The organism is Paenirhodobacter hankyongi, from assembly GCF_003664585.1.
GTDB classification, from domain to species: Bacteria; Pseudomonadota; Alphaproteobacteria; order Rhodobacterales; family Rhodobacteraceae; genus Rhodobacter; species Rhodobacter hankyongi.
On record NZ_RCHI01000001.1, the window covers coordinates 81,692 to 98,879 of the forward strand.

Annotated in this window: 13 protein-coding genes and 1 riboswitch; of the genes, 2 read left to right on the plus strand and 11 right to left on the minus strand. The window is 70.7% G+C overall.

The features are described 5' to 3' along the window. Positions 1-33: 33 nt before the first annotated feature. The 7 genes from DYS74_RS00370 to DYS74_RS00400 form a co-directional block, all read right to left on the minus strand. Positions 34-717: an adenosylcobinamide amidohydrolase gene (locus DYS74_RS00370; protein WP_121530183.1), complete on the minus strand. Its 684-nt coding sequence runs from the start codon at positions 715-717 to the stop codon at positions 34-36. Next, positions 714-1,451 carry an ABC transporter ATP-binding protein gene (locus tag DYS74_RS00375; RefSeq protein ID WP_121530184.1) on the minus strand — a complete coding sequence of 246 codons (738 nt, stop codon included), beginning with the start codon at positions 1,449-1,451 and terminating at the stop codon, positions 714-716. The genes DYS74_RS00370 and DYS74_RS00375 overlap by 4 nt, the downstream gene beginning before the upstream one ends. Further along, complete coding sequence (locus DYS74_RS00380; RefSeq protein ID WP_121530459.1) at positions 1,451-2,440, minus strand: FecCD family ABC transporter permease; 990 nt, start codon at positions 2,438-2,440, stop codon at positions 1,451-1,453. The genes DYS74_RS00375 and DYS74_RS00380 overlap by 1 nt, the downstream gene beginning before the upstream one ends. Before the next feature lie 8 nt (positions 2,441-2,448). After that, positions 2,449-3,306, minus strand: coding sequence for an ABC transporter substrate-binding protein (locus DYS74_RS00385; protein WP_121530185.1), 858 nt, complete (start codon positions 3,304-3,306; stop codon positions 2,449-2,451). After that, complete coding sequence (locus tag DYS74_RS00390; protein WP_183077413.1) at positions 3,281-5,092, minus strand: TonB-dependent receptor plug domain-containing protein; 1,812 nt, start codon at positions 5,090-5,092, stop codon at positions 3,281-3,283. The genes DYS74_RS00385 and DYS74_RS00390 overlap by 26 nt, the downstream gene beginning before the upstream one ends. Positions 5,093-5,209: 117 nt before the next feature. Further along, a riboswitch (cobalamin riboswitch) is annotated at positions 5,210-5,409 on the minus strand. 156 nt (positions 5,410-5,565) lie between these two features. Beyond that, complete coding sequence (locus DYS74_RS00395; RefSeq protein ID WP_121530187.1) at positions 5,566-7,206, minus strand: acyl-CoA synthetase; 1,641 nt, start codon at positions 7,204-7,206, stop codon at positions 5,566-5,568. 51 nt (positions 7,207-7,257) lie between these two features. Next, the gene (locus DYS74_RS00400) at positions 7,258-9,450 is read right to left on the minus strand and encodes a 3-hydroxyacyl-CoA dehydrogenase/enoyl-CoA hydratase family protein (protein ID WP_121530188.1); all 2,193 of its coding nucleotides are present in this window, start codon (positions 9,448-9,450) and stop codon (positions 7,258-7,260) included. A gap of 340 nt (positions 9,451-9,790) precedes the next feature. Here DYS74_RS00400 and DYS74_RS00405 point away from each other — a divergent pair, with 340 nt between their 5' ends. Continuing rightward, positions 9,791-11,770, plus strand: coding sequence for a hybrid sensor histidine kinase/response regulator (locus tag DYS74_RS00405; protein ID WP_183077414.1), 1,980 nt, complete (start codon positions 9,791-9,793; stop codon positions 11,768-11,770). Then, a complete protein-coding gene (locus tag DYS74_RS00410; RefSeq protein ID WP_121530190.1) occupies positions 11,770-12,480 on the plus strand; it encodes a winged helix-turn-helix domain-containing protein in 711 nt (236 codons plus the stop codon). Before DYS74_RS00405 ends, DYS74_RS00410 begins: the two co-directional genes overlap by 1 nt. A 6-nt stretch (positions 12,481-12,486) precedes the next feature. Here the strand turns inward: DYS74_RS00410 and DYS74_RS00415 are convergent, their stop codons facing one another. From DYS74_RS00415 to DYS74_RS00430, 4 genes are all read right to left on the minus strand, one after another. After that, the gene (locus tag DYS74_RS00415) at positions 12,487-13,614 is read right to left on the minus strand and encodes an NAD(P)/FAD-dependent oxidoreductase (protein WP_121530191.1); all 1,128 of its coding nucleotides are present in this window, start codon (positions 13,612-13,614) and stop codon (positions 12,487-12,489) included. Between the two features lie 94 nt (positions 13,615-13,708). Beyond that, on the minus strand, positions 13,709-14,923 hold the full coding sequence (locus DYS74_RS00420) for an RNA polymerase factor sigma-54 (protein ID WP_121530192.1): 1,215 nt from the start codon (positions 14,921-14,923) through the stop codon (positions 13,709-13,711). Beyond that, the gene (locus DYS74_RS00425) at positions 14,920-15,645 is read right to left on the minus strand and encodes a type 1 glutamine amidotransferase (protein WP_121530193.1); all 726 of its coding nucleotides are present in this window, start codon (positions 15,643-15,645) and stop codon (positions 14,920-14,922) included. The genes DYS74_RS00420 and DYS74_RS00425 overlap by 4 nt, the downstream gene beginning before the upstream one ends. 44 nt (positions 15,646-15,689) lie before the next feature. After that, a complete protein-coding gene (locus DYS74_RS00430) occupies positions 15,690-17,186 on the minus strand; it encodes an aldehyde dehydrogenase (protein ID WP_121530194.1) in 1,497 nt (498 codons plus the stop codon). Positions 17,187-17,188: the final 2 nt, after the last annotated feature.

Sequence of the window (17,188 nt, forward strand, 5' to 3'; positions counted from 1 at the left end):
CGTAAAGATTATGAGTGAAATCGAAGTTCGGGGTCAGTCGAGCGGCTTGCCCTCCGCCTTCAGGCGCCGCAGCCGGTGGATGTCGATGCGCCAGTCGGCGATGCAGCGGGCGACGCCCGCGCGTACCGCGGCGCCGATCGCCTCGCCAAGCGCGGTGTGCAGGCCGGCGTGGGGCAGGGCGGGGCCCGCCTCGCGCGCGGCGATCGCGATGCAGTCGGTGCCGGTGCCGGTGGCAAGCCCGGTTGGCAGCTCGATCGCCGCCTCGATCACCGCCGCGGTGCGGGCTTCGGTCGCGATGCTGAGCGCCTCGAAAAGCGCGGGCTCGGTCAGTGCGGCATGGATCTGCACGGCGATGTTGATCGTGCCCCAGTCCATGCCGGCCCAGTCCTGCCGCCGGCCCACGGCCTCGGCATTCGAGAGGCCCGCGGTGGTCAGCGCCTCGACCGTCACGCCCTCGACCTCGGCGCGGGTCAGGGCATGGGCGCGGATGTCGCGCGAGGTGAGCAGGCCGACGGCATCGGCCCCGCCCCGCCCCGCCATCTCGCGCGCAAGCCAGGGCGTGACGTCAAGATCGGCGGGCAGGTCGGCATTGCGCACCTCGCGCCACCAGATCGCCGGGGCGCGGGTGAGCCCGCCGTTGTGCACGGCCCAGCTGAGCACCCGGTGCGGCGCGCCGAGATCGGCGCAAAGCCAGGGCCGGTCGCAGGTGACGATCATCGCGCGACCCGGCCGAGCGGCTGGAAGATCAGCCCCTCGGGGCCCTCGGACAGGTGCGCGCGGATGCCGAAGGTGCCGGCCAGCAGCGCCTCGGTCAGCACCGCGCGGGGGGCGCCGTCGGCAACGATCCGGCCGGTGTCGAGCACGATCAGCCGGGTGCAGTGCCGTGCCGCAAGGCCGAGGTCATGGAGCGAGGCGAGCACCGTGCCGCCCTCGGCCGCAAGCCCGGCAAAGAGCGTCATCACCGCAAGCTGCTGCTCGGGATCAAGCCCGGCGGTGGGTTCGTCGGCCAGCAGCAGCGGCGCCTCCTGTGCCAGCGCGCGGGCGAGCAGCACGCGCGCCTGTTCGCCGCCCGAAAGCTCGGTCGCGCGGCGCGGCCGCAGGGGGGCAAGGCCGAGCCGGTCGATGGCGCGGGCAACGGCGGCGGTATCCTCGGGCCGGCGGCCGGGACGACCGAGTGCGACCAGCGTCTCGACCGGCATCGGCCAGGCGATCTCGCGGCCCTGCGGCAGGAAGGCCGCGGCACGGGCGCGGGCGGCGGGCGGCAATGCGGCGATCGACGAGTGTCCCCCGGCCGGCAAGAGCCCAAGCGCCGCGCGCAGAAGCGTGGTCTTGCCGGCGCCGTTCGGGCCCAGAAGGCCGACGAATTCGCCCTCAGCCAGCGTCAGGGAAATATCATGCAGCACCGGGCAGGGGCCGCGGCGGACGGTCAGATGATCGAGGACAAGCCGCATCACAGCCCCTCCTGCCGGGTGCGCAAGATCAGGTGCAGGAAGAAGGGCGCGCCGACAAGCGCGGTCAGCACGCCCAGTTTCAGGTCGCGGTCCGGCGCGATCAGGCGCACCGCGACATCGGCCGCCAGCACCACCGCCGCCCCGCCAAGCGCCGAGGCGGCCAGCAGCCGGCTGGGCCGCGCGTCACAGGCGCGGCGCAGCAGGTGCGGCACGACGAGGCCGACAAAGCCCACGGCACCGGCGACGGCGGTCGCGGCGCCGACCATCAGCGCGGCGGCCAGCACCGTCAGCAGCCGCAGCCGGCGCAGGTTCACCCCAATCGAGGCCGCCGCATCCTCGCCCAGCGTCAGCGCGTCGAGGCTGCGCGCGGCGGGGATCGCCAGCAGCGCGCCAAGGCCGAGGAAGGGCAGCGCCAGCTGCACATGCAGCATCGAGCGGTCGGCAAGCGAGCCCATCATCCAGAAGATGATCTCGTTCGCGGCAAAGGGGTTGGGCGAGAGGTTCAGGATCAGCGCCGTGGTGGCGGTGGCGAGCGACGAGATCCCGATGCCCGCCAGGATCAGCGTCAGCGTCGAGCCGCGCGGGCCCGAGAGCAGCAGCAGCACCGCGACCGAGGCAAGCGCGCCCGCAAGCGCGGCAAGCGGCAGGGCGAGCGCAAAGGCCGCCGAGACCCCGGTCTGGATCGCCAGCACCGCGCCGAGCGCCGCCGAGGAGGAGGTGCCGATCAGCCCGGGCTCGGCCAGCGGGTTGCGCAACAGCCCCTGCAGCAGCGCGCCCGACAGCCCGAGCGCCGCGCCGATCGCCGCGCCGAGGATCGCGCGCGGCAGCCGCACCTCGCGCATCACCAGCGTCACCGCCTCGCCCTGACCATGGATCAGCGCGGCGAGGCTGTCCGACAGCCCGATCGCCGCCGGGCCGACCAGCAGCGAGGCGAGGAACAGCAGGGCGCCGGCAAGGCCGAGCGCGGCAAGAAGCGCGGGATAGGGCAGGCGCATGGTCACTCCGTCAGGCCGTCGCGGGCGGCACGCAGCGCCCGCACGGCGCGCAGAACATAGGGCGTTCCGCAGATCCAGTCACGATCCGCCATCGCCGCCCGCGCCGAGGCGGTGCCGAGCGCGGCGAGCGCCGGGTGGTCGAGCACCTCTTCCGAGCGCGAGGCGCCGGGATAGCGCTGCCCCGAGACGATGAGATCGGGATGGGCGAGGATCAGCACCTCGAGCGGCAGGGTGCCGCCGATGCTCAGCCCCGCCTCGGCACCGACATTGCGGAACCCGGCAGCGGCGAGGATCTGGCCCGAAAGCGTCTTGTCGCCCAGCGAATAGCTGTTGGCATAGTAGAGTGCGGCGCGCGGGCCGGTGGCGGGATCGGCGCGCAGCGCGGCCAGATCGGCGTCGAACTGCGCCACCATCGCGCGGGCGGCCTCGTCACGGCCGAGGGCGGTGCCCATGGCGAGGATCTCGGCGCGCACGGCCGCCATGTCGGAGGCGGGGGCGAAGGTCTCGACCCGCACGCCGAGGCGACGCAGCAGGCCCGTCGTCGCGGGGCTGGTATAGGTGCCCGCCAGCACCAGATCGGGGCGCAGCGCGAAGACCTCTTCGGCAAGGCCGTGGTTCTCGGGATAGGCCGCGGCCTCCTCGGCCATCGCCGAGGCGAGCGGATCGCGGGCGAGGTTCGACACCGAGACAAGCTGCCCGGGTGCGGCGAGCAGCATGGCCAGCTGGTCGGTGCACAGGTTGATCGACACCACCCGCTGCGGCACCTCGGCCGCGGCGGGGGGCGCCAGCATCAGCGCGGCGGCAAGCGCAAGCGCCCGCCAGCCCTTATGCCGCTCAGAACGACGCACGGAGCCCGACATAGAAGGCCCGGTCCGAGGTGCCATAGCCCTTGTTCGTCTGGTATTCCTTGTCGAACAGGTTCTCGACCCGCAGATAGCCGGTCCGCCCCTCGCCGAAGTCATAGTCGAGCGAGGCGTTGACCACCGCATATTCGGGCATCCCGTCGGGCCGGTCGGCGACGTAATGCACCGACATGTCGCCCGACAGTGCCTCGGTGATCGTGCCGGTGGCGGTGACGGTCAGGTCATGACGCGCGACCGCCGCCCAGCCGGTCGAGACCGAAGTGTCGGTGTAGGTATAGGCCGCGGCCAGATCGAGACGCGGCGAGACCCGGTAATGGCCGGCCAGTTCCAGCCCAGAGCGGCGCGAATGGCCCGGCACCTGCGCATAGCAGCCCCAGGGCTGACCGCAGGCGGTGGCGGCGTAATCCCAGCCGATCAGGTTCTTGGCGTCGAGATAGAAGGCCGTGGCGCGCAGGCTCGCCGTCTCGCCCCAGCGTTTCTCGATGCCGATGTCGGCGCTCTGGCTGTCCTCGCGCTTCAGGTCCGGGTCGCCATAGACGCTGAAAAGCTCATAGAGCGAGGGGGCGCGGAAGCCGTTGCCGAGCGAGGCGCGCAGCAGAAGGTCGTCCTGCAGCCGGTAGACCGCCGCGATCCGGCCCGAGGTGAAGCCGCCGAAATCGCTGTGGTCGTCATGGCGCAGCGAGAAGGTCAGGTCGAGCTTTTCGGCCGCGGCCCAGTTCAGCTCGCCGAAGACACCGTTGGTGCGGGTCGAGGCGCCGGCGGATTTCTCCTTGGTGGTGTCGGCGCCGAAGACGAGCCGCGCCGTCGCCCCCAGATCCGTCGCGCCCTGATAGCCAAGCTTGGTGCGGGTGCCGTCGAACGGGTCGCACCAGCCGTTCGAGCACGACTGCCGGTCGCTGTCGAACCAGGTCGCGTCGAGCGTGTTGGCGACGGTGCCGGTGACGAAATCGGCAAAGACCCGCGCGCCCTTGGTGTCGCGGGTGGTGAAGTCGTCGCCCGGCGTGCCGGCGACATCGCCGGTGTAATCGTCGAATTCGCCCCAGCTCTTCTCGGCAAAGCCGTTCGCGCCCAGCGTCAGCCCGTTCGCGAAAGTGTACTGGCCGAAGAAGCTGAGCCGGTTGGCGCGATAGCCATCGGCCTCGTAATTGCCGTCGTTCTCGTCGCGGGCCGAGAAGCCATGCGTCGAGAGATGCGAATAGGTCAGCGCGGCCTCGGCGTTCTCGGTCTTGGTGGCGACCGAATAGCTGAACTTGCGGGTGGCATACTGGCCGTATTCGGTGGCGACCGACTGCTCGGTGCCAGGTTTCGTTGCGCGCTTGGTGGTGATGTTGATCACGCCGGCCACCGCCTGCGAGCCGTAAAGCGCCGAGCTCGAGCCCTCGAGCACCTCGATGCGGCTGACATCGGCGGTCGAGAGCGTGCCGAAGTCATAGGCCCCCTGGGGCGAGGCCGGATCGCCCACCTCGATGCCGTCGACCAGCACGGGGATGTATTGCGCCGGCGCGCCGCGCAGATAGAGCGACGCGGTGGTGCCGATCGGGCCCGAACCGTTCACCGAAATCCCGGGCAGGCGCGCGAGGTAATCGGCAACGCGGGTGTCGCCGGCCTGGGCCAGCGCGTCGGCGGTGACGACGGTGACGGTGGCGCCGGTGCGATCGGTGCCGGTGGCCTCTAGATTGGCCGAGACGGTGATCTCGTCGAGCGCGGTGGTGTCCTCGGCGCCGGCGGGCAGCGCGGTGACAAGGGCGGTGGTGAGAAGCAGCGAGATGCGCAGGGTTTGCATGCGGAACTCCCTCAGGGCGGGGCAGGGCCCCTCGTGAAACGAAATCTGACGGGAGATCCCGCAGACGGCGACAATCACCACTGCGGATGGCCGCTGAACCGATGCGCCCCGCATCGGACAAGGGTGAGTGCCGCGGCAGGTCTCCTGGCTTGCGGGTCTGGGCTCGGACGGGCCTTCCCGGGGGATCGCCCCAGTGGCAGTTGCCGTCTTCGCTCGCCGCTTACAGTTGCGGGGGCAGCTGCGGCATGACCCGAAGGCGCACCGCATTCCCTTTTCATCCGGACTTTGGGCCCGGAACCGAGGCGCGTTCGTCTTGCGCGATCGGGGGCGGCGCTGTCAAGCGCCCGTGAGCCTGCGCGAGGGCCGCGTGAGCTGGCGATGCGGATTTGCCGCGATGCAGCGACGGGACATGTGGGCCGGACAGCGAAAGGGGCCCCACCGGGGCCCCTGGTCTGGTTTCGAACCGGTCTGTCTCAGGACTGCAGTTCCATCTGCCGCGCCCGGTCGCGCAGCACGAATTTCTGCACCTTGCCGGTCGAGGTCTTCGGCAGCTCGCCGAAAACCACGGTCTTCGGCGCCTTGAAATGCGCCATGTTCTGCCGGCAGAAGGCGATGAGCTCCTTGTCGGTCACTTCCGAGCCCGCGCGCAGCTTGACGAAGGCGCAGGGCGTCTCGCCCCAGCGTTCGTGCGGGCGGGCGACGACGGCCGCCTCCATCACCTCGGGGTGCTTGTAGAGCACGTCCTCGACCTCGATCGAGGAGATGTTCTCGCCGCCCGAGATGATGATGTCCTTCGAACGGTCCTTCAGCTCGATATAGCCATCGGGGTGCATCACGCCGAGGTCGCCCGAGGCGAACCAGCCGCCGGCAAAGGCCTCGTCGGTGGCGGTGGGGTTCTTGAGGTACCCCTTCATCACGTTGTTGCCGCGCATGAAGATCTCGCCCATCGTCACTCCATCGGCCGGCACCGGCTCCTGGGTGTCGGGGTTCGCCACCATGATCTCTTCCATCGCGTGGTTGCGCACGCCCTGCCGCGCCTTGAGTTTCGCGCGCTCGGGCAGCGACAGCCCGTCCCATTCCTCGTGCCAGGCGCAGGTGACGCCGGGGCCGTAGGTCTCGGTCAGGCCATAGCCATGGGTGACGTCGAAGCCGAGCGCCTCCATCTTCTCGATGATGATCGCGGGCGGCGGGGCGCCGCCGGTCAGCACCTTGACGCCCTTCTGCAGGCCGTCCTTCATTTCGGGGGCCGCATGCACCAGCATCGCCAGCACCACCGAGGCGCCGCAGAAATGGGTGACGCCCTCTTCCTTGATGAGGCGATAGATCGGTTCGTCGCGCACCGCGCGCAGGCAGACCGCGACCCCCGCCGAGGCGGCGATGGTCCAGGGGAAGCACCAGCCGTTGCAATGGAACATCGGCAGCGTCCACAGGTAGACCGGCCGGTCCCCCATGTGCCACGACACGACATTCGCCAGCGCGTTCAGATGCGCGCCGCGGTGGTGATAGATCACGCCCTTCGGGTTGCCGGTGGTGCCCGAGGTGTAGTTCAGCGTGATCGCGTCCCATTCGTCGTCGGGGCGGATCCAGCGGAAATCGGCATCGCCCTCGGCCAGCAGCTCCTCATAGCCGATCTGGCCGATCTTGCGCGCCGCGCCGAAGGCCGGGTCGGTGATGTCGACCACCAGCAGGTCGCGCGGCCGGGCGATGTGCACGGCGCGGTCGACGATCTCGGCGAATTCCGGGTCAACGAAGATCACCTTGCTTTCGGCATGGCTGAGGATGAACGCCACGGCCTCGGCATCGAGACGGGTGTTGATCGCGTTCAGCACCGCGCCGGCCATCGGCACCGAGAAATGCGACTCGAACATCTCGGGGATGTTGGTCGCCATGATCGAGATCGTGTCGCCCTTGCCATAGCCGCGCTTCGACAGCGCCGAGGCCATCTTCAGGCAGCGCGCATAGGTCTCCCCCCAGGTGCGGCGCACGCCCTCGTAGACCACCGCAAGCCGGTCCGGATAGACCTTGGCCGAGCGGTCCATCAGGCTCAGCGGCGTGATCGGCAGATAGTTCGCCGGGGTCTTCTCCACCCCGATGTTGTAGATGTTGTGCTCCATGGGTCCTCCCTTGGTGTGGCCGGGCAGGGCGCCCGGCCGCAGGTTGTCTGATCAGGTCTTCAGCGGCTTGCCGGTCTCGAGGATGTGCTTGATCCGGGCAAGCGTCAGCGGCACCTGCATCATCTCGACGAAGGCGCGGGCCTCGAGCGCACGCAGATCCTCCTCGGCCAGCTCGCCGCCAAGCGGGCCGCCGGTGATGACCGAGGCGATGTGCTCCTGCACCGCGAGATCGGCCGCCGACAGCTTGCCCGCCGCCACCATCTCGCGGCGCGGGGCGAGGATCGCCTCGGCCTCCTCGGCGCCGCCGGTGGTGATCCGCTCGGGCGCAAGCGCCTCGTAACCGTCGATCATCGCCAGCGCAGTCCGCATCGCCGCGCCGATCCGGTCATCCGCGTGCATCACCACCTGCGTCGTCGCGGGGTCGAGGAAGCCAAGCGTCGCCGCCTCGCGCGCCGAGCCCGCCGGGCGCGGCTGGGTCAGTGCCGCGAAGGCCTTCGCCGCGCCAAGCCGCGCGGTCAGCCGGGTGCAGCCGCCCCAGCCCGGCAGGATGCCAAGCGTGTGCTCGGGCAGGCCGATCTTCGCCTCGAGATGCACGACACGGGCCGCGCAATGCAGCGTCAGCTCGCAGCCGCCGCCGAGCGTGATCCCCTGCACCGCCGCGACCGAGGGCACCGGCGCCTGCCGCAGCAGCGGGTAAAGCGCATGGCCGCGGGCGATGAAGCCACCGATCGCGTCCCAGTTCGCGCTCTCGATCATCTCGACGAAACGGGCGAGGTTGGCGCCGGCCGAGAAGGCGCGCGGGTCGTGGTTGCCGACCACCAGCGCCTTCACCGCGCCGCCGATCTTGCCCAGCGTCTCCTCGATCATGTCGAAGACGCCGTCGTCGACCGCGTTCATCTTGGTGGTGAGTTCGAGACAGCCGACGCCGTCGCCCAGATCCCACAGGCTGGCCGAGGCATTGCCGGCAAGCTTCGTGCCTGCCGCCTTCGCCCGGTCGAGCGGGTCATGCGCCGAGGCGTCCTTCACCACCGCGGGCATCGCCGGCAGGTTCAGCGCGGCGCGGCTGGCGGCGTCGAGGCCCTGGGCGATGGCGAAGGGGCCCTTGCGCCAGGCAAAGCCGAGCTCGAGCGCCGCATCAAGCGCCGCGGGGCCGGTCGAGATCTCGGCGACATGGGCCGCGGCATAGCGCAACACCTCGCCCAGCACCTCGCGCGCATAGGCGCCAAGCTTGCCCTGATCGGCCAGAAGCGCGCCCAGGTCCTTGCCGCCGCCGGGCACGGTGACGGGCTGCACCGCGCGGTATTCGCCGGTGGCCGGGTCGATCACCTCGCGGCTGCCGTCGGCCGCCTTGCGGTAGAAGCCCGCGCCCGATTTGCGGCCGAAACGACCCTTGGCGATCATGTCCCTGACCAGCGCGTTCGCCGGCAGGTCGAAGCGGTTGATCGCGTCGTCGCCGGGCAGCTCGCCCATCAGCGAGCCCCAGATGCTCGGGATCATGTCGACGCCGACCAGATCCGACAGGCCGAAGACGCCGGTGCGCGGGATGCCGAAGACGGTCTGCACGGCGTCGGCCTCCTCGATCGTCAGGCCAAGGCGCAGCGCCTCGACCATGGCGATCGACATCCAGGTGCAGCCGATGCGGTTCGCGATGAAGCCGGGGGTGTCGCGGCAGTCGATCACCGTCTTGCCCAGCACTGCGCGCCCCGCCTTGCGGATGAAGGCCTGCGCCGGCCCGCCGTCCTCGGCGACCAGCTCGAGCAGCGCCATGTGCCGCGGCGGGTTGAAGAAATGCGAGATCGCGAAGCGCGCGGCGAACTCGGCGCCGAAGCCCTCGGTCAGCAGCTCGCGCAGGATCGTCGAGGTGTTCGAGGACACCACGGCACCCGGCGCCAGAAGCGGCGCGACCTTGGCGAAGAGCGCGCGCTTGACCTCGAGGTTCTCGATCACCGCCTCGATGATCCAGTCGGCCTCGGCGATGCGGCCGATGTCATCCTCGACGTTGCCGGGGCGCACGAGCGCGGCGGGGCCGGGGCCGGCGAAACCGCCCGCCTTCAGCTGCGCGGCGATGCCCGCCTCGGCGCGGGCGTTGCGGTTGCCCTCGGCCGGGATGTCGAGCAGGTCGACCGGCACGCCGGCGTTGGCGAATTGCGCGGCGATGCCCGCGCCCATCGAGCCCGCCCCGATCACCACGGCGCGGCGGCATCCGCTTGTCGTCACGCCCCAGGCCTGCGTCAGTTCCGTCATCTTCGTGCCTTTCTCGTCATGCCCCGCGGGGCCGTCGGGACCGGGCAGCGTGCCGCCGCGGTCGTCTGTCTCGGGGCCGGGGGACGGCCGGCGGCGCCTCGCGCGTGGCGGCCTCCCGCATGGGGGGCTGCCGGGCGCTGGCCCGAAGATCCGGTGACGGGTCCTCCCGTGCACAGCCCGGGCCCCTCCGACCCCGGCTGCATCCGGCACTAGCTCATGCAGGTGTTGCGCAAGTTTTGTCGAATTGTATCGAAATGTGACGTCCGCCGCTTCGGGCTTTTGGAGGGGGCGGGGGATGTTGCATGCTGGCCGCGGTGGAGGAGAACCGATCGGAATCGCGATGCAGAACAGACCCGTGCGCCCCGGCCTGTCGGTGCCGCTCGAGGAGGCGCTGAACGAGCTCGAGGAGGGCTTTGCCGTCTTCGACGCCGAATTCCGGCTGCTGGCCTGGAACCGGCGCTTTCTGGAATTGCACGACCTGCCCGCGGCGCTGGCCTTTCCGGGGGCGGACTACGAAAGCTTCGTGCGCTGCTTTGCCGAGCGTGGCGATTACGGCCCGGGCGACCCCGCGGCGCTGGTGCGCGGGCGGATGGCCGGCGCGCGGCGCGCCGAGCGGATCCAGATCGAACTGGCCAAGCCGATGGATCGGGTGATTGAGGCGGTGGGGCGGCCGCTCGCCTCGGGCGGCTATCTGTCGACCTGTGCCGATGTCACCGCCCGGCGCAACCGCGCGGTGCAGCTCGAGGCGCAGGTCGAGGAGCGCACCCGCGCGCTGCGGCTGAGCGAGGAGCGCCTGGCGCTGATCGCCGACGAGGTGCCCGCGGGGATCGCGCATTTCGACAACGAGTTGCGCATCCTCTATGCCAACCGCCGCTTTGCCCGCGCCTATCACCGCAGCCCGGCGGAGATGATCGGGCTGCACGCGACCGAGGTGCTGTCGGCGCGCACGCTGGGCGAGTCCGCGCGCTATTTCGAGCAGGCGCGGCGCGGCGCGCTCGTCGATTTCGAGATGCGGGTGGAGCTGCCCGACGGCCGCTTCAAGGACATCCGCACCCTGCTGCGCCCCGAGCGGCCGTCCTCGGGCGAGGTGATCGGCTTCTATCTGCTGTCGATCGACGTCACCCGGCGCAAGGCGGCGATGGCGGCCTTGATGGGGGCGCAGAAGATGGATGCGCTTGGCCGCATGGCTTCGGGCATCTCGCATGATTTCAACAACCTGCTGACGGTGATCCTGGGCAACCTGCTGCCGCTTGCCGAGGAGATCGGCGAGGGCGAGCTGAACCGCGAGTTCCTGGCGCCGGCGATTGCCGCCGCGCGCCGCGGCTCGGCGCTGACGCAGCGGCTTCTGACGCTTGCCCGGCGCGAGCAGTTCGCGCCCGAGCCCACCGACATCCCGGGCGCGGTGGCCGAGATCTGCACGCTTCTGCGTGCCTCGATGCCCCGCAAGCTGGTGATCGGCACCGAAAGCGCGGCCGAGGTGCCGCCGGCGCTGGTCGACCGCTCGCAGCTCGAGATGGCGCTCCTGAACCTTGCGATGAACGCGCGTGACGCGACCGGCGGGGCGGGGCGGATCGGGATCGCGATCGAGCCCTATGACCTGCCGCCGCAGGAGGCGGACCTGCTCTATCTGCCGGCCGGCCGCTATGTCCGGCTGCGCTTTTCCGACGACGGCTGCGGCATGTCGCCCGAGCAGGTCGAGCGGATCTTCGAGCCCTTCTTCACCTCGAAGGCGGCGGGCGCCGGTTCGGGGCTTGGCCTCTCGATGGTCTATGGCTTCGTCAAGCAGTCGAATGGCGCGATCATGGTCGACAGCGCCCCGGGCAAGGGCACGAGCTTCACCATCCTGCTGCCCAGCGTCGAGCTCGCCGCGCTGCCGCCCACGCCGCTCGCGCTGCCCGCCCCCGAGCCCGCCCCCGAGGAGGAAAGCCCGCCGCTTCTGCTGCTGGTCGAGGATGACCGCGACGTGCGCCGCACCCTGCGCCGCAAGATCGCCGCGCTTGGCCATCCGCTGATCGAGGCCGACAGCGCCGACGAGGCGAAGCTGCTGATCCAGCGCATCGGCGCGATCGCGGTGGTGATCTCGGATATCGACATGCCCGGCACGCTCGACGGATTCGGCCTGGCGCGCTGGCTGGCGGCCGAGCGGCCGGGCACCGGCGTCGTGCTGATGAGCGGCAAGGCGGGGCTTGCCGGTCAGGCGGCGGCCGAACTTCCGGGCCTGCCCATCCTGCGCAAGCCCTTCACCGATGCGGCGCTGGCCGCCGCACTTGCCACCGCGCGGGCGCAGGCGCGCGCGCCGCAACAGGCCGGGAGAGACTGATGCCCCTGATCTACCTGCTCGAGGATGACCTCGACATCGCCCGGCTGATCGAGCGCACGCTGAGCCAGCAGGGCTATGCGCTGCGCAAGTTCCGCCGTCTGGCCGAGTTCGAGCGCGAGGTGCGCCGGCAATTGCCCGACCTGTGCCTGATCGACCTGTCTTTGCCCGATGGCGACGGGCTTGGCCTGCTTGGCTCGGGGCTGTTGCCGCGCTCGGTGCCGAGGGTGGTGGTGACCGGGCGCGGGTCGGTCACCGACAAGGTGATCGGGCTCGAGATCGGCGCCGATGACTATATCACCAAGCCGTTCGAGCCGCGCGAGCTGGTGGCGCGGGTGCGCGCCGTGCTGCGCCGTGGCACGCTCGCCCGCGAGGAAAGCGAGGCGGCGGCGCATGCGCAGGCGCGGTTCGGCGGCTGGGTGGCGAACCTGACGGCCTGCACGCTTGCCGGCCCGGCGGGGCAGCAGGTGGCGCTCAGCTCCTCGGAAACCAGCCTGCTCGGCGCCTTCCTGAATGCGCCGAACCGGGTGCTGAGCCGGGCGCAGCTGCTCGATGCCACGCGCGGGCGCGCCGACGAGCCCTTCGACCGCTCGATCGACGCGCGGGTGTGCCGGCTGCGCCGCAAGCTCGAGGATGACAGCCACGCGCCCGAGCTGATCCGCACCGTCTATGGCGCGGGCTACATCCTGACGAGCGATGTCGACTGGCTGTGACGCGGCTCAGCGGTAGGCGCGCAGATAGTGGTTCTCGAACATCCGCTTGAGCCAGTGCAGCGGCTTGAGCGCGGGCAGCACGATGTTGATCTTGCCGCGGCGGAACACCAGCATGCCGCGGTCGAGGCTGTCCATGATGCACACGAGCTCGGCCTCGAAGGCGGCCTTCGGTTCCTCGCCCTTCAGCGTCGCGGCGATGTTGGCGGCGGCGGCCTTGGCCTGCAGGTCGGCCTGATGCGCCTGTTTCGGCATCCAGTCCGGCCCCGGGAAGCTGCCGGCATCGCCCGCGACCCAGATCCCGGGCCGGTCCGCCACCCGGCACAGCCCGTCGGACAGCACCATGCCGCCCGGCGAGAGCGGCAGATCGGCATTCGCGAGCCACGCCGGCCCGGTCATGCCGGGCTGGAACAGGATCAGGTCGGCCGCGATCTCGCCGCCCTCGGTCACCACCTTGGCGGGCTCGATCCGCACCATCTTGTGGCCCAGATGCGTCTCGATGCCGCGCTTCGCCATCTCCTTCAGGATGCCGTCCACCGCCTTCTCGCCAAGCCGCTGGCCGGGGCGGGACGAGGGGCTGAAGAACACCAGCCGGAACTTGTCGCGCCGGCCCTCGCGGCGCAGCAGCGTGTCGAGGATGAAGAGATATTCGAACATCGGCCCGCCGCGCATCGCGCCCGGCTCGTTCGGATTCGTCGCCATGCCGATCGCGATGGTGCCGCCCTCCATCGCCTTCAGTCGCACCGCGATCTGCTCGGCGGCAAGGATGCCCTCGCAGGGGATGATGGCGTTCTCGACGCCGGGCAGCTTGCGGATGAAGCGGCCACCGGTGGCGATCAGGATCTGGTCGGCCATGATCGGGCCGGCATCGGTCTCGACCACCTTCTCGGCGGCCTTCATGCCGGTGACCGAGGCCTTGACGTGCTTCACCTGGTGGCGCGCGAAGAAGGCCGCAAGCGGCAGGCGCAGCGCCTCGGCGGTGCGCAGCCCGGCCGGGATCCAGATCGAGGAGGGCAGGTAATGCAGTTCCTCGCGCGGCGAGACGACGGTGATCTCGGCCTCGACCTTCTGGCGGCGCAGTTCGCGAACGGCGGTGAGGGCGGCAAAGCCCGAGCCGAGAATGGCAATTCTGGTCATGTGCTGGATCCGGGCTGAGATATTCGATCTCTGGAATGTAACTTTGCCGCAGCGCAGAAGCAAGCGCGGCGTCGTGGCCCAGGGGGCGCGGGGCTCAGCGGCGGCGCAGGGCGCGGGGCGGAATGCCGGCGCGGGCGCGCAGCTTGGCCACCACCCGGCGCGAGACGGTGATGCCCGCCTGCGCCAGTGCCTCGGCCAGTGCGCCGTCGGTCAGCGGTGCGCTCGGATGCTCGGCGCCGACCAGGGCGCGGATGCGGGCGATGACGGCGGGGCCGGCCTCGGCATTCTCGGCCTGGGCGACGGCGCGGCCGAAGAAGGCGGCCAGCGGTTCGGTTCCGCGGGGGGTCTCGGCCGAGCCTGCGGCGACCATCCGGCTCACCGTGCTTTCATGCAGCCCGATCGCCGCGGCGACGGCACGGCGGGTCAGCGGGCGCAGCGCGGCGGGGCCGTCGCGCAGGAAGCCCGGCTGTTCGCGGGCGAGCGCCGTGCCAAGCGCCAGCAGCGCGGCGTTGCGCCGCTCGACCGCGGCAATCAGCGCCTGCGCGGCACGGCGCTCGCGCGCCGGGCCGGTGATCGCGGCCAGGGCAAGGCGCGGCGCGGTCTCGCGGTTCAGCCGCACGGTCCAGCCCGCGCCCTCGGGGGCGAAGACGAGATCGGCGATGCGGGCGCGGGCAGGGGGTGTCGAAAAGCCCGCGGCGGGGCGCGGGGTCAGACCGCGCAGTCGCGCGAGCAGCGGCGCAAGCGTGTCGGGCGCGAGCCCCGTGGCGCGGGCGAGCGCCGCGGGGCCGCCCTCGGCAAGGGTGGGCAGCGCCTCGAGGACGCGGCGCATCTCGGGCGCGATCGGGCCTTCCTCGGCCAGTTGCAGGGCCAGGCACTCGGCAAGCGAGCGGGCGAACAGCCCGCGTGGCTCGATCCGCTGCAGCTGCGCCAGCACCGCCTCGATATGCGCGGGCGGCAGGCCGAGGCGGGCGGCGATCGCCGGCGTCGGCGTTGCCAGAAACCCCTGCGCATCCAGTGCCTCGGCCAGCGCCAGCGCCACCGCGCGGTCGGCGGGGGCGGGAACAAGACCGGGCAGGCGCTCGAGCACATGGGCGATGAGGGATGGCCCCTCATCGGCGATCTCGACATCCTCGAGCGCCGCGGCCCGCGGCAGTTCAAGCCGCAGGAAGGGGTTCTCGGCCGCCGCCTCGCGCAGGCTCTCGCCCAGATCGAGGTTCGACAGGCCGAGCAGGCCGATCGCGCGCACCAGGTCCTGGCTGAGGGTCAGCCGGGTCTGCTGGCGCAGCGCGATGTCCTGGCGCAGCTTCATGCGGGCGCGATCTCCTCGCCGCGCAGCACGCGGGCAAAGCCGCGGGCGATGCGCTGCTGATCGAGCGGGCCGGCGAGCGAGGCCATCGCCTCGGCATGCAGATCCTCGGCCAGCCGCACCCCGTCGGGCGGGGTGATCAGCGCGCGCAGGAAGTCGAGGGTGAACTCCGGGTGGGCCTGCGACGAGATCGCCGGGAAGTCGGTGTAGAGAAAGCCGCCGTTCGGCGAGGCGGCGGTCGAGAACAGCCGCTCGGCCCGCGGCGGCGGCACCATGACCTGATCCTGATGGATCGAGAGCGCGGGCAGCGCGCCCGGCCCGAAGACCGCCGCGCCGGTGGCGCTCAGGTCGTGGTCATGCCGGCCCACCACCCAGCCGTCGGGCGACTTGCGCACCTCGCCGCCGAAGGCCTGCGCCATCACCTGATGACCGAAGCAGACACCGGCGAGCGGCACCCGCGCCGCGGCGATGCGCTGCAGCCCGGCGATCAGCGGCGCGATCCACGGCCGGTCCTCGTAGACGCCGGCGCGCGAGCCGGTGACGAGGAAGGCGTCGAAGGCGGTCAGATCCTCGGGCACCGTCTCGCCCTCGGCGATGAAGACACGGGTGAAACGCGCCTCGGGCAGCACGGGGGCAAGCCAGCGCGAGAACATGTCGGCATAGCTGCCATGGACGGGCTCGAAGGCGGGGCCGGTGGTGTCGGTCTCGAGAATGCAGATCTTCATGGGGTCCTCGGAAGGGGCGGGGGGAGGCCCCCCGCCCGTTGCTCTCAGCTCAGTTCGATCCAGACGGATTTCGTCTGGGTGTATTGGGTCAGCGCCTCGAGGCACTTGTCGCGGCCGTTGCCCGATTGCTTGAAGCCGCCCCAGGGGGTGGTGGCATCGCCCGCCTCGTAGGCGTTGACCCAGACGATGCCGGCCTCGATCTCCTGCGCGAAGCGATGCGCGCTTTTCAGATTCGAGGTCCAGATCGCCGAGGCGAGGCCGTAGATCGTGTCGTTCGCGGTGGCAATCGCATGGTCGAGGTCGTCGACCGGGATGATCGAGGCGACCGGGCCGAAGATTTCCTCCTGCGCGATGGTCATCTTGTTCGACACCTCGGTGAAGAGCGTCGGTTCGACATAGCAGCCGGCGTTGAACCCCGCCGGCACGCCGCCGCCGAAGGCAAGCTTCGCCCCCTCGGCCTTGCCCTTCTCGATATAGCCGAGCACCCGCGATTGCTGTTCGGGGGTGACGAGCGGGCCCATGGTGGTCGCGGGGTCGAGCGGGTTGCCCGGCACATGCATGCCCTTCGCGGCCTCGGTGAAAAGCGCGACATAGTCGTCATAGACCTTGCGCTCGACGAGGATGCGTGAGCCGGCCGAGCAGACCTCGCCCTGGTTGCCATAGATGCCGGCGACGCCGAAGGTCGCGGCCTTCTCGAGATCGTCGCAATCGGCCAGCACGATCTGCGGCGACTTGCCGCCGCATTCGGTGGTGACGCGCTTCATGTTCGACTGGCCGGCATAGACCATCATCAGCTTGCCGACCTCGCCCGAGCCGGTGAAGCCGATCTTGTCGACATCCATGTGCAGCGCGAGCGGCTTGCCGGTTTCCTCGCCAAAGCCGGTGACGACGTTGAAGACGCCGGCGGGGCCGCCCGCCTCGCAAAAGAGCCTGGCGAGCAGAAGCGCCGAGAGCGGCGACTGTTCGGCCGGTTTCAGCACCACCGAGTTGCCGCACGACAGCGCCGGGGCCAGCTTCCACGCCGCCATCATCAGCGGGTAGTTCCACGGCACCACGATGCCGCACACGCCGAGCGGCTGGCGCAGGATGTAATGCAGCGCATCGGCCCTGGTCGAGGTGACGACGCCCTCCATCTTGTCGATGGTCTCGGCAAAGAAGCGGATCGTCATCAGCGAGCCGGGGATGTCGATGTTGAGCATGTCCGAGATCGGCTTGCCCATGTCGAGCGTGTCGAGAAGCGCGAAATCCTCGGCGTGCGCCTCGATCAGATCGGCGAAGCGGCGCATCACCGCCATCCGGTCCGAGGGCGCCATGCGCGACCACACGCCCGACTTGAACGCCTTCTTCGCGCTCGCGACGGCGCGGTCGACATCCTCGGCGGTGCCGCGGGCGACTTCGGCCACGACCTCGCCGGTGGCGGGGTTCACGGTCTCGAACTTGCCGCCCTTCGCGGCATCGACGAAGGCGCCGTCGATGAACAGGCGGGTGTCGGGTTTCAGCGCGGCGGCGCGCGCCTGCCAGTCCTTCAGGGTCATGGTCATGG